At 33.3% G+C, this 12008-nt stretch carries 13 protein-coding genes and 1 tRNA gene; 7 read left to right on the top strand and 7 right to left on the bottom strand.

Features of this window, described 5'->3' with window-relative positions; translation table 11 throughout:
• Positions 1–2 precede the first annotated feature (2 nt).
• From C1H87_RS12645 to mce, 4 genes are all read right to left on the bottom strand, one after another.
• The gene (locus C1H87_RS12645; protein WP_102756163.1) at positions 3–455 is read right to left on the bottom strand and encodes an SLATT domain-containing protein; all 453 of its coding nucleotides are present in this window, start codon (positions 453–455) and stop codon (positions 3–5) included.
• 192 nt (positions 456–647) lie between these two features.
• Complete coding sequence (locus C1H87_RS12640; RefSeq protein WP_102756162.1) at positions 648–857, bottom strand: hypothetical protein; 210 nt, start codon at positions 855–857, stop codon at positions 648–650.
• Between the two features lie 591 nt (positions 858–1448).
• Positions 1449–1522, bottom strand: a tRNA-Ile gene (locus C1H87_RS12635).
• A 49-nt stretch (positions 1523–1571) separates the two neighbouring features.
• Positions 1572–1976: a methylmalonyl-CoA epimerase gene (mce, locus tag C1H87_RS12630; RefSeq protein ID WP_102756161.1), complete on the bottom strand. Its 405-nt coding sequence runs from the start codon at positions 1974–1976 to the stop codon at positions 1572–1574.
• Between the two features lie 115 nt (positions 1977–2091).
• Between mce and rbfA the strand changes: the two genes are divergently transcribed.
• Both rbfA and C1H87_RS12620 read left to right on the top strand, forming a co-directional pair.
• Positions 2092–2487, top strand: a complete 396-nt coding sequence (gene rbfA / locus C1H87_RS12625) for a 30S ribosome-binding factor RbfA (RefSeq protein ID WP_102756160.1) — start codon at positions 2092–2094, stop codon at positions 2485–2487.
• Between the two features lie 55 nt (positions 2488–2542).
• Complete coding sequence (locus C1H87_RS12620; protein ID WP_102756159.1) at positions 2543–3748, top strand: ABC transporter permease; 1206 nt, start codon at positions 2543–2545, stop codon at positions 3746–3748.
• Positions 3749–3758: 10 nt separating this feature from the next.
• Here the strand turns inward: C1H87_RS12620 and dusB are convergent, their stop codons facing one another.
• Positions 3759–4754, bottom strand: a complete 996-nt coding sequence (gene dusB, locus C1H87_RS12615) for a tRNA dihydrouridine synthase DusB (protein WP_102756158.1) — start codon at positions 4752–4754, stop codon at positions 3759–3761.
• A gap of 33 nt (positions 4755–4787) precedes the next feature.
• Between dusB and C1H87_RS12610 the strand changes: the two genes are divergently transcribed.
• From C1H87_RS12610 to lepA, 5 genes are all read left to right on the top strand, one after another.
• Positions 4788–5588: a prolipoprotein diacylglyceryl transferase gene (locus C1H87_RS12610; RefSeq protein WP_233783119.1), complete on the top strand. Its 801-nt coding sequence runs from the start codon at positions 4788–4790 to the stop codon at positions 5586–5588.
• Positions 5578–6972: a radical SAM protein gene (locus C1H87_RS12605; protein ID WP_102756157.1), complete on the top strand. Its 1395-nt coding sequence runs from the start codon at positions 5578–5580 to the stop codon at positions 6970–6972. Before C1H87_RS12610 ends, C1H87_RS12605 begins: the two co-directional genes overlap by 11 nt.
• On the top strand, positions 6969–7172 hold the full coding sequence (locus C1H87_RS12600) for a hypothetical protein (protein WP_102756156.1): 204 nt from the start codon (positions 6969–6971) through the stop codon (positions 7170–7172). The genes C1H87_RS12605 and C1H87_RS12600 overlap by 4 nt, the downstream gene beginning before the upstream one ends.
• Positions 7173–7182: 10 nt before the next feature.
• On the top strand, positions 7183–7386 hold the full coding sequence (locus tag C1H87_RS12595) for a hypothetical protein (RefSeq protein ID WP_199769289.1): 204 nt from the start codon (positions 7183–7185) through the stop codon (positions 7384–7386).
• A 92-nt stretch (positions 7387–7478) separates the two neighbouring features.
• Positions 7479–9275 (top strand): translation elongation factor 4, encoded by a 1797-nt coding sequence (lepA, locus tag C1H87_RS12590; protein ID WP_102756155.1) that lies wholly within the window; start codon positions 7479–7481, stop codon positions 9273–9275.
• Here lepA and C1H87_RS12585 read toward each other — a convergent pair.
• The gene (locus C1H87_RS12585; protein WP_102756154.1) at positions 9272–9934 is read right to left on the bottom strand and encodes a response regulator; all 663 of its coding nucleotides are present in this window, start codon (positions 9932–9934) and stop codon (positions 9272–9274) included. The genes lepA and C1H87_RS12585 overlap by 4 nt on opposite strands.
• Before the next feature lie 17 nt (positions 9935–9951).
• A complete protein-coding gene (locus C1H87_RS12580; RefSeq protein WP_102756153.1) occupies positions 9952–11979 on the bottom strand; it encodes a tetratricopeptide repeat-containing sensor histidine kinase in 2028 nt (675 codons plus the stop codon).
• Between the last annotated feature and the right edge of the window lie 29 nt (positions 11980–12008).

Genomic DNA, 12008 nt, shown 5'->3' with positions numbered 1-12008 from the left:
AATTAATTATTATTTTGTCTTGCTATTTCCCATAGCTTATTTGCTTCTTTTAAAATATTATCTACTTCTATTTTATATTTTTCTAAATCTTCAATTTTTATATTTTCGAATTCCTTTCCTGCAATAAAGAACTCATAATCATTCTTTACTTTAAGCAACTTGTTACTGATCATTGTGTTTTTTATCCATAAATCTTTATTGTTAAAAAAAGTCTTATAAGCTCCAATTACTGTTACAGCAGCTCCTAATATCAAAACAACTATCCTAGTATGTTCTGCAATTAATTCAATATCTAAACCAGATAAAATTGTTATTGCTGCTCCTAATAAGGTAACTAAACCATGTTGCCTTATAGAAGCCGATCTATTATATACAGATCTTTTTTTAAAACCCTCTAGTTGTTTAGTAATATACTTTTCTAAATGTTCTTTTTTAAGTTTTATTTCTTCTTCCATATATCATCATTTTAAGATTTTTTGAAGATGTCTGTTTTTATATTTTTCAAATAGGCATCCAGTAATTTTTTAACAATTTGATTAATTGCCTTAGGTGTAGTATTATGGATAGTCAATGATTTAATCCCACTTGTCAATAACAAATCTTTTTTTAGGAATTTTCAGGTGCATTACAAGTATAATTTGAGAATTTCAATACTCGATGGTTTTACTAGTCCTAATGGGTTCATATCCTTGAAAGTAATTGTCTATAGAATTTAAAATTTCATTTTCATCATTAAGCTGAAAATTATCACTTCTCTTTAATGCTAAATCAAATTTGTCAAGTTTGCCTGAATATAGTTTCTCTTTAGCTTCTTCTTCAAAAATTAGGGTTTCATTTGCATAATAAATTAATGACATATTAATATAATTAGGATTAGTAAAATAGGGCTAATGTAAATTAGACCGCATGTCATTAATTATTTCTCAGGGAAGAAATTACGACTAATTTAGTAAATATATTCAAACAAGCAAATTTTAAAGCCCACTGACCTTCAACCTCCTCATCTCCAAATTAATTTTTTTCTGAACTACTTTATCATAACTTTCTTGGGTAATTTTCGTACTACTTACTATGTTCTAACAATTCATTTACTCATCATTTATATAATAAAGTAGTACTTACAAAAGTTCTTCCAACCATGTGGATAGTTAGTTTTCTATGTTAATCAAATCTACTATTTCCTTTAAATAAGAATTGTATTTCTGATTACTTATCTTAGAAAACATGCGAGATTCATCTTTTGAGTGCTTTATTTATATTTCCAATGCTTTGGGCAACAATGAATGATATTAATATTTCTTTTTTAATTCGCTTAAATTTATGTAGTATAAATGAGATAAACAGGTATATTTAATAAAAACAAAAAATACAATTACAATATGGGGTTATTGAATATAAAAAAGCCTCGTAAACTCAACATTCACAAGGCTTCTCTCAATTTTTAAAAGTGGTCCCACTTGGGCTCGAACCAAGGACCACCTGATTATGAGTCAGGTGCTCTAACCAACTGAGCTATGGGACCGAAATTGGAGTGCAATATTACTACTTATTTTATTTCTTAGCAAGAAAAATTAGTCCTTTATCTCTTGACATAGTTCAATTAAAACTCCATTTGAAGATTTTGGGTGCAAAAAAGCCACCAACTTATTATCTGCACCTTTCTTTGGCATTTCGTTTAAAACTATAAAACCCTCGTTTTTAAGGCGTTTAATTTCCGATTCAATATTCGTTACATCAAAAGCAATATGATGGATGCCTTCGCCTTTTTTATTAATAAATTTTGCTATCGGACTATCTTCATTGGTAGCTTCCAATAGTTCAATTTTATTTTCACCAACTTTAAAAAAAGACGTGTTAACACCTTCCCGCTCTACTTCTTCTATTTTGTAGTGAGGTTCACCAAAAAGTTTAGAAAACAATTCATTAGAGTCCTTGAGGCTTTTTACGGCAATTCCTATATGTTCAATTTTATTCATTAGTAAAGTTATTTTTCTCATTCCCTTGAAAAAGAGAATCTTTTATTTATAGTTAAGATACAAATTATGCAAATCAAAAGTAAGATAATCTTCAAATATCCGTTATTTTTGCATTATGGAGGAAAGTCAAAGACAAAAAAAGATAGGATCCGTTTTACAGCGCGATTTAGTTGAGGTATTGCAAGGTGCTGCCACACAAGGAGGTATGCAAGGGATATTAATATCGGTGTCTAAAGTTAGAGTAACGGTAGACTTATCGGTAGCTAAAGTTTATTTAAGCATTTTTCCAAACGAAAAAGCAAAAGAACTTCTCGATGGTATAAAGTCTAATACACCATTGATTAGGCATGAATTAGCACAGCGCACCAAGAATCAATTAAGGCGTATGCCTAATTTGGAATTCTTTGTAGATGACTCTTTGGAATACATCGATCAAATAGAAAAATCCTTAAAAGGAAAGGAAAATCCTATTAAAGACCCTGATATTTTGGATAAACGGAAAAAATCCTAAATGTTTTTAAAAAAAGCTTCAAGTTGAGATTAATTTTTCTTTATTTAGTATAAACATGCATTTTCCTTTATACATAGCAAAACGATACCTACGAACTAAAAGCAGTAACAATGCTATTAACTTCATAACTATAATTGCCATTATTGGAGTTATAGTAGGAGCTGCATCGTTATTTATTGTATTGTCTGGTTTTGCTGGCTTAAAGGACTTCACCCTTGAATTTTCGAGTATTGTCGACCCCGATTTAAAAGCCGAATCGTCTGTTGGTAAATCATTTATTTTAACTGAAGATCATATTTCCAAGCTAAACGATTTAGAAGAAGTCTCGCTATTCTCTAAAATTATTGAAGAACGCGTTGCTATTGCCGCCGGCGATAAAAACTATTTGGCGACCTTAAAAGGGGTTGATGGTAATTACCGGAATGTAGTTAATATTGAATCTAAAATAGACCATGGCAATTGGCTCGATCAAAACTCCAATCACCTCGTATCTGGTTGGGGAGTTTCAAATAACTTATCTCTTGGGGTTTTAGATTTTTCGAATATTATAAATATTTATGTTCCAAAACCTGGAAAGGGACAAATAAAATCTAGCAAAAATGCATTTAACACTGCAAAAGCAATTAATGTTGGTGTATTTTACGTAAACGAATCGTTAAATGATACTTACGTGTACTCATGTATAGATTTAGCTAAAAACCTTTTAAATTATAAACCTAATCAAGTATCTGGAATAGAATTTAAACTTAATGAAGATGCAGATGAGGAACTCGCCAAGGAAAAAATCCAAGCAATTTTAGGGGATCGCGTTATTTTAAAAAATAGAGCACAACTTAACGATGCACTTTATAAAATGCTAAACACCGAAAATCTTGCGGTATATTTAATATTCACCTTGGTATTAATCATTGCATTTTTTAATGTTATAGGATCGTTAATCATGATGATGCTAGATAAAAAACGAAGTTTAGGCACACTTTTTAACATGGGAGCCACTGTAAAAGATATTCGTAAAATCTTCTTTTTACAAGGTAGCTTAATGAGCATTGTAGGCGGCGTTATAGGGTTAGTAGTTGCCCTAATAGTTACTGCACTTCAAAAAATATTTGGTATGGTTATGATAACGCCAACCCTAGCTTACCCCATGACAATTAAAATTGAAAACTTTTTTATTGTATTTATAACCATTTCGGTTTTAGGTATTATTGCCTCTAAGATTGCATCAGTAAGAATTTCGAAATCGTTAATAGAAAACTATTAGTTAAGGTATATTATTCGGTAAACTGATAATCTGAAAACTTTTCCAATACCTCATCAAAGGCAGCAAATACATCTTCCGGACGATCGCTAGTTACCATTTTCATACGATATTCTTTAAAATGTGGAATACCCTTAAAATAATTTGTATAATGTCTACGGGTTTCAAAAACCCCTAATACTTCACCTTTCCAGTCTATAGACATTTGCAGATGCCTACGAGCAGCCTCAACACGTTCGGCTAACGAAATAGGTGCTAAATACTCACCTGTTTTAAAATAGTGCTTTACCTGTTTAAAAAACCATGGGTTTCCTATAGAAGCCCGACCTATCATAGCGCCATCTAACCCATAACTATCACGCATTTCTACAGCCTTTTCAGGACTATCAACATCTCCATTTCCAAATACAGGAATATGCATACGCGGATTGTTTTTCACCTCAGCAATAGGCTTCCAGTCGGCACTCCCCTTGTACATTTGTGCGCGGGTACGACCATGTATAGCAATAGCCTTGCAGCCAACATCCTGTAGCCTTTCTGCAACCTCAACAATTTTTATAGAATCATGATCCCAACCTAAACGAGTTTTTACAGTAACAGGAATGTCGGTACGCTTAACCATCTCGGCAGTCAGTTTCTCCATCAAACAGATGTCCTTTAAGATTCCGGCACCGGCACCTTTGCTAACTACCTTTTTTACGGGGCAACCAAAATTAATATCAATAATATCTGGTTTCGAAGCCGAAACAATATCAATGGTCTGCAACATACTGTCCAGATTTGCTCCAAAAATTTGAATCCCCACAGGACGTTCCTTCTCATAAATATCCAACTTCATAACACTTTTAGCAGCATTACGAATTAACCCTTCGCTCGACACAAACTCTGTATACACAACATCAGCACCTTGCTCCTTACAAAGGGCACGAAACGGCGGATCGCTTACATCTTCCATAGGCGCTAAAAGCAATGGAAAATTTGGAAGTTCTATGTTGTCTATTTTAACCACAATTTAAATTTTGGGCAAAATTACAGTTTTTTAATGAAATGTGTTCTTCCCTTCAATATTGTTGTATTTTTAGTTCCAAATTTCAACTTTTTGAACATCCCCTACGAACCCATTCTTTTCGGATACAAGACAAACATCCACCTGATTCTGGAATACCTAGCATTCTTTGTCGCGTTTCGGTATTACGTAATACTACGAAGACATAGTAATGATGTTATTTCATCAAACAACAGGCTGTCCATTATCTTAGGAGCGGCTCTCGGTGCTCTGATTGGTTCCAGAATTGTTGGGTTTTTAGAAAACCCGCTAGTGAGTCTCTCACAGGAGAATTTGATTCAACTACTAAACACAAAAACCATTATGGGAGGGCTGTTTGGTGGTTTATTAGGTGTTGAAATTGCTAAAAAACGAATTGGTGAAACCCAATCATCTGGAGATTTATTTGTGTTTCCAATTATACTGGGCATATTTATCGGCCGCATTGGATGCTTTCTGTCCGGAATAAATGAATTTACCTATGGTAGAGAAACCTCCTCGGTTTTTGGTATGGATCTGGGCGATGGATTATTACGCCACCCAGTAGCCTTATACGAATTAGTATTTTTAATCCTGTTGTTTTTTAGTTTAAAACGTATCCAAAATAAAGCCTCATTAAAAAACGGTGATCTGTTTAAATGGTTTATGGTTTTTTATTTTTCGTTCAGATTTTTTATCGAGTTCCTAAAACCAAATACATTTTACATTCTTTGGCTTAGCACAATCCAAATATTATGTATAATTTGTCTCCTTTACTATTATAAAACCATTTTAAACGTTTTTAAACATGCCCGTTAGAAAATATACCTATTACGATTTTACCTTAAGCCTTTGTCCGGATTGTTTAAAACGAGTTGATGCTAAAATAGTATTTGAAAATGACAATGTTTATATGCTAAAACGTTGTCCGGAGCATGGGAATTCCAAGGTATTAATTGCCGACGATATTCCTTATTATAAAAACATTAGAAATTACAACAAGCCTTCTGAAACACCATATAGATTTAATACCAAAACCGATTATGGTTGTCCTTACGATTGTGGCTTATGTCCAGATCACGAACAACATTCATGCTTAACTGTAGTAGAAGTCACCGATAGATGCAACTTAACCTGTCCGACCTGCTATGCCGGTTCATCACCTACTTACGGAAGACATCGTACTCTGGAAGAAGTAAAAACCATGCTGGATACTATTGTTGCCAACGAAAAAGAACCTGATGTTGTTCAAATTAGCGGTGGCGAACCAACAATTCATCCGCAATTCTTTGAGATTTTAGATTATGCAAAGTCGCTACCCATTCGGCATTTAATGCTAAACACCAACGGCATTAAAATTGCCAAAGATTTCGCTTTCGCGGAAAAGCTTAAAACCTATACTCCCGATTTTGAAATCTATTTGCAGTTCGATTCTTTTGAAAATAGCGTGTTGCAAGAACTCCGAGGTGCCGATTTAAACGATATCAGAACACAAGCTCTTGAAAATTTAAACAAACTCAATTTATCAACCACTTTGGTAGTAACCCTTCAAAAGGGGCTAAACGATCATGAAATTGGTAAAACCATAGACTTCGCCTTGAAGCAAAAATGCGTAAGAGGTGTCACCCTTCAGCCAACTCAAATAGCAGGAAGACTGGAACATTTCAATCCAGAAACCGACAGAATGACGCTTACAGAAGTACGCCGCAAAATTATGGAGCAAACCACCATTTTTAATCCAGACGATTTACTGCCAGTGCCTTGCAATCCCGATGCGTTGGTTATGGGATACGCCCTTAAATTAGGCGATGAAGTGTTTCCGCTTACACGATATATAAACCCAAATGATTTGTTGGATAATAGTAAAAACACCATTATTTACGAACAGGACGAAAACATAAAGGGTAAGATGATAGAACTTTTTAGTACCGGAAATTCTGTTGAAGTAGCCGAAGAAAACTTAAAATCTATCATGTGTTGCCTACCAAATATTGATGCGCCAAATTTGGGTTACGATAATCTATTTCGCGTTATTATCATGCAGTTTATTGACGCTTATAACTTTGATGTACGTGCTATTAAAAAATCCTGTGTGCATATTGTAGATAAAGACAATAAAATTATCCCTTTTGAAACTATGAACTTGTTTTACAGAGATGATAAAAAAGAATATTTAGAGGAACTTAGAAACGATATATTATGACTACATTAATAGTTGAGGGCGGAAATTATTTGGGCATATTTTTACTAGTTTTAGCCATTATGTTCTTACCTCCATTAATCCTACTAATTATTGGATTGGCCATTAGAGCAAAAAACCGAAAAACATCAAAAATACTTATGATACTAGCGGCGGTTTATCTTTTAATAAGCCTTGGTATATGTGGCAGTATGATGATATAAAAATTTAACTATGGTTTACTTTTTAGAAGGAAACATGAATTTAGATGGCCTGATATACTTAATTCTGGTCATTATGTTTGGTCCTGCTATTTTATTAGCTATTATAGGATTTGCTATACGCGCAAATAACAAAAAAGCTGCAAAAGTGTTGTTTATTCTTGCGGCACTTTATGTTATTGTAAGCTTAGGTATTTGTAGTAGTATGGTGATGTAATTTTTGTTTCCTTTCAATAAATTAAAATATTAACAAACTTCGTTTAAATCCTCTATCTTTGCAGAATCTTTTTTAGAAAGATTTTTTTGACCATGAAGCACATTAGAAACTTTTGCATTATTGCACATATAGATCACGGTAAGAGTACGCTCGCAGACCGTTTGTTGGATTATACAGGCGCTGTAACTGCCAGAGAGAAGCAGGATCAGCTTTTGGATAGTATGGATTTGGAACGTGAACGTGGTATCACTATAAAATCGCATGCCATACAAATGGAGTATGTTTTTGAAGATAAGGAGTATGTTTTAAACCTAATTGATACTCCGGGCCATGTTGATTTCTCTTATGAGGTTTCCCGTTCTATTGCTGCTTGCGAAGGCGCTTTACTTATTGTAGATGCAGCACAGAGTATCCAGGCTCAGACTATTTCTAATTTATATTTAGCCCTGGAAAACGATCTGGAAATCATTCCGGTCCTTAATAAAGTGGATTTGCCTAGTGCCAATCCGGAAGAAGTTACAGACGATATTGTAGACCTTTTAGGTTGCGATCCGGAAGAAGTGATTCATGCCAGTGGAAAAACAGGTTTCGGGGTCGATAATGTCCTAAAAGCCATTATTGAGCGCATTCCATCGCCAAAAGGAAACATAGATGAACCATTACAAGCCTTAATATTCGACTCGGTTTATAATCCGTTTCGTGGTGTAGAAACTTATTTTAGGGTTATAAACGGTTCTATTAAAAAAGGGCAAAACATTAAGTTTATTGCTACCGATAAAAATTATTTTGCTGATGAAGTAGGGACTTTAAAACTCAAACAAGTTCCTAAAAAAGAAATCCAGGCAGGTGATGTTGGTTACGTAATTACAGGTATTAAAGAGGCCAAAGAAGTTAAAGTTGGGGATACCATTACAGATGCTAAAACCCCAACAACTAATGCTATTGAAGGGTTTGAAGATGTAAAACCCATGGTTTTTGCTGGTATATACCCTGTAGATACCGAAGATTACGAAGAGCTTAGAGCATCTATGGAAAAGCTTCAGCTAAACGATGCGTCGTTGGTGTTTGCTCCAGAAAGTTCAGCCGCTTTAGGGTTTGGTTTCCGCTGTGGTTTCCTGGGCATGTTGCATATGGAAATTATTCAGGAACGTTTAGAGCGAGAGTTCAATATGACCGTAATTACAACGGTTCCAAACGTATCTTACCATGCATTTACAAGGAAATCTCCAGATAAAACTGTAATCGTTAATAATCCGTCGGATTTACCAGAACCATCCATTTTAGATCGTGTTGAAGAACCTTATATAAAAGCAACAATAATCACAAAAGCCGATTTTGTTGGTAATGTTATGTCGCTTTGTATTGAAAAACGTGGACAAATTACCAATCAAACTTATCTAACCACCGAACGTGTTGAATTAACATTCGATATGCCTTTAGCTGAGATTGTATTCGACTTTTACGACCGTTTAAAAACTGTTTCTAAAGGGTATGCATCTTTCGATTATCACCCTATAGGTATGAAACAATCGAAATTGGTTCGTGTAGATATTTTATTAAACTCACAGCCTGTTGATGCGCTTTCGGCATTAATTCACGCCGATAATGCAGCAAACATTGGGAAAAAGATGTGTGAGAAATTAAAAGAGTTAATTCCTCGCCAACAATTCGATATTCCTATTCAGGCAGCAATTGGAGCCAAAATTATTTCCAGAGAAACTACAAAAGCACTACGTAAAGACGTTACTGCTAAATGTTATGGGGGAGATATTTCCCGTAAACGTAAACTCCTTGAAAAACAGAAAAAAGGAAAAAAACGTATGCGTCAGGTAGGTAATGTAGAAATACCACAAGAAGCATTTATGGCAGTTTTAAAGCTGAACGATTAAATAAACCCTTTTTGTTCTGCAATTTTAAGTAAGTCTCTGTCTGCTTTAACATCAAAAAGCTCTTTTAATGCTCGCTTTCTCCTTTCTAAAGCAGTTTTAGAAAGTGGCATTATTTGGGGTAATTCGCCCATTTTTGTGCCTCGGGATAATTCATATAATAATTTTCTATCAATATCGTCTATTACTAAATTGTTAGAAGTTTCTTGGCGCATTAACCGAACTACAGACTTACTATAATAGGGGTCATCCTTTATTATGCTTTCAATAGCCAAAATAAGCTCTTCCGGGTTTAAATCATTCTTTATTAAAAACCCATCAGGATTTACACTTTTAAAAATACTGTTAATTCTATAGTTATCATTATATGTAGTTGCGATAATTATTTTCGTTTTCGGAAAAAGCGTTCTTATCTTAATACCTAAATCTTCCCCAGAAATTATTTTACCGTCTTTGGATGGAGGTAATTTAATATCAAGAAAAACAATATCAATAGTAGCTTTGGTATTTTGCGCATCTTTAATTCTTAAATAAGCTTCATCGCAACTTACTGCAATGTCAATATTAAACGTTAAGGCTTTATCTTTTGCACTAACGAGGGCAAGTGCATTTTTATAAGCATTACTAATTAACGGGTGGTCTTCAATAATTAATACATTCATACTTTTGAAACGCTTTGTTAAACGGGTATATTTATATTTAATTCTGTTCCTTTATCTTCAGTAGAAGCTATATTATAACTGCCTTTAAGTTTCGACACCCTTGAGGCTATATTTTTTAAACCTATCCCTTTATGTCTATCATTTGTATCAAAGCCTATGCCATCATCTTTGATCTTAATTTCTAAAACATATTCTTTTAGCATAAAAGAAATAATAACGTTATCAGCCTGAGCATGTTTTATAATATTTTGCATCGACTCTTGAACAATACGGTAAATCTCTACTCTTATTCGATCATTAAGCGAATCAAGATTTACCTCATTCATTTTTTCCACCTCATACTTAAACCCTCCAATAGAACTTTGATGCTTCATATAATCTTCAAGCATGGATTCAAAACTGGTTTTTATCAAGGTATTATCTTCTCGAAGTACATGAGTAACATCCCGCACTTCTTTTTCTATATCTTGTATTTCCTCTATAAATGTCCGGTACTCTTGCAAAGTCGTTTCGTCTCCTTTAATATTTAAAAACCCCATGCCCATTCTTGTACTAAACAACCTACTCAAAACACCATCATGCAAATCTTCTGCAATTCTGTGTCGCTCTTGTAAACGGCCTTCTTCTTGCCTAGTTTGTTGTTGCAACATGAGCTTATAAATCTCCCGATTGGCTTTTTCTTGCTCACTTGCAAATACTAAAGCCTTGTTTTTAGAACGTTGAACTCGTATAAAATATAAAAGCCCTAATACTAATAACGATATCCCACCAATTACAGAAATTAAAATATTTTGGATGCTTAAGCGCTCGGTTTCTTTTATATATTGATCGGTTTCAAATTGTATCCTGGCGTATTTGTTTCTTTTTAGGCGATCTTCTCTCTGTATGCTATCATTTAGAGTTATATAAGATTCATAATGCTTTACAGCAATACTGTCTTCTTCTATTTTCGATAAAACTAAAAGTGATTTTAACAAATCGTCTTTGTAGAATTGTTCTGAAATCTCCTTTGCTTTATAACCATGATACAATGCAGAATCTTTTTGTTTTTTATAATAATAGAACTCAGCTAAATGCTGATGGATGATTATGGTTTTATACTTATCATTAACATCATTACAAACTTTTAAGGCTCTTAAATATAAATTAGGTAATTGATTATAATCTTCGGATAAATACAGAGCATGCGCATAATTATCTAATACAAGGGCAAATAAACTACTGTCTTTACGTATGAAAGCTTTATCATCTAAAACTTTAGTATACATTTTAATAGCTCTGTCAAGTTGACCTGAATGTTTGAATGTGTTACCTATACTAATGTGTGTTATATGAATAGCTCGTTGATTATTTCCTTTAAGCCTATTTTTCATTTTAAGGCATAAATTATAATACTCGATAGATTTTTCAAATTGCTTTTGTTCGTCAAATACCATACCTAAACAACTATAAACATAAGCTTTCCTCCTGTTTATTATATCAGACTCTTTTAATGTTTCTAATAATGAAAGTGCTTCTATAAGATTAACTTCACTACCAACAAAAAATTTCTCATCTTTTTGTAGAATTGCAATTCGATGTAGAATTAATGCCCTATTGAAATTATTCTTCTGTACTTTATAAATTTCTTGAGAAATGTTATAGTAATAATAACTACTGTCTGGTCTTATATTTTCAGTAAAAGAATAATAGTATTCTCCTAATAAGCTACTATAAAAAGTAATCTGTGTAGAGTCATTGAACTTTTTAGCTAATTTAAATCGTTTATGAAAAACTTTTTTAAAGGCATAAAAGTCCTTAGTATTTAGAAAAAAATCTACACGATTTATATCTGATAAAAATATAGTAGAATCAACACCAATTTCATAAGACAACTCGCTAGCCCTTTTAGCATACAATATCCGAGTATCGATATCTAAATCATCATTTTTAGATAACCGTCTTAACTCCTGAATACTATCAAGTTGCTTTTCAAAAGAAGTATTTTGCGCACATAGATTTAAACAAAAAAGAAGTATGCATGTTAGAGTAAAAGGAGCAAACATATTTTGTAGCTGTTTTTTTAACAGTAAAA

Source organism: Flavivirga eckloniae (assembly GCF_002886045.1).
GTDB classification, from domain to species: domain Bacteria; phylum Bacteroidota; class Bacteroidia; order Flavobacteriales; family Flavobacteriaceae; genus Flavivirga; species Flavivirga eckloniae.
Note: the sequence above shows the minus strand (reverse complement) of the source record. Positions and strands in the feature narration are given on the sequence as shown.

Excerpts from the sequence above, each read along its gene's own strand:
- C1H87_RS12645 (WP_102756163.1), bottom strand. The coding sequence starts at position 455 with ATGGAAGAAGAAATAAAACTTAAAAAAGAACATTTAGAAAAGTATATT.
- C1H87_RS12580 (WP_102756153.1), bottom strand. The coding sequence starts at position 11,979 with ATGTTTGCTCCTTTTACTCTAACATGCATACTTCTTTTTTGTTTAAAT.
- C1H87_RS12595 (WP_199769289.1), top strand. The coding sequence starts at position 7,183 with ATGGTTTACTTTTTAGAAGGAAACATGAATTTAGATGGCCTGATATAC.
- C1H87_RS12600 (WP_102756156.1), top strand. The coding sequence starts at position 6,969 with ATGACTACATTAATAGTTGAGGGCGGAAATTATTTGGGCATATTTTTA.
- mce (WP_102756161.1), bottom strand. The coding sequence starts at position 1,976 with ATGAATAAAATTGAACATATAGGAATTGCCGTAAAAAGCCTCAAGGAC.
- rbfA (WP_102756160.1), top strand. The coding sequence starts at position 2,092 with ATGGAGGAAAGTCAAAGACAAAAAAAGATAGGATCCGTTTTACAGCGC.
- C1H87_RS12640 (WP_102756162.1), bottom strand. The coding sequence starts at position 857 with ATGTCATTAATTTATTATGCAAATGAAACCCTAATTTTTGAAGAAGAA.
- C1H87_RS12585 (WP_102756154.1), bottom strand. The coding sequence starts at position 9,934 with ATGAATGTATTAATTATTGAAGACCACCCGTTAATTAGTAATGCTTAT.
- C1H87_RS12605 (WP_102756157.1), top strand. The coding sequence starts at position 5,578 with ATGCCCGTTAGAAAATATACCTATTACGATTTTACCTTAAGCCTTTGT.
- lepA (WP_102756155.1), top strand. The coding sequence starts at position 7,479 with ATGAAGCACATTAGAAACTTTTGCATTATTGCACATATAGATCACGGT.
- C1H87_RS12620 (WP_102756159.1), top strand. The coding sequence starts at position 2,543 with ATGCATTTTCCTTTATACATAGCAAAACGATACCTACGAACTAAAAGC.
- C1H87_RS12610 (WP_233783119.1), top strand. The coding sequence starts at position 4,788 with ATGAAATGTGTTCTTCCCTTCAATATTGTTGTATTTTTAGTTCCAAAT.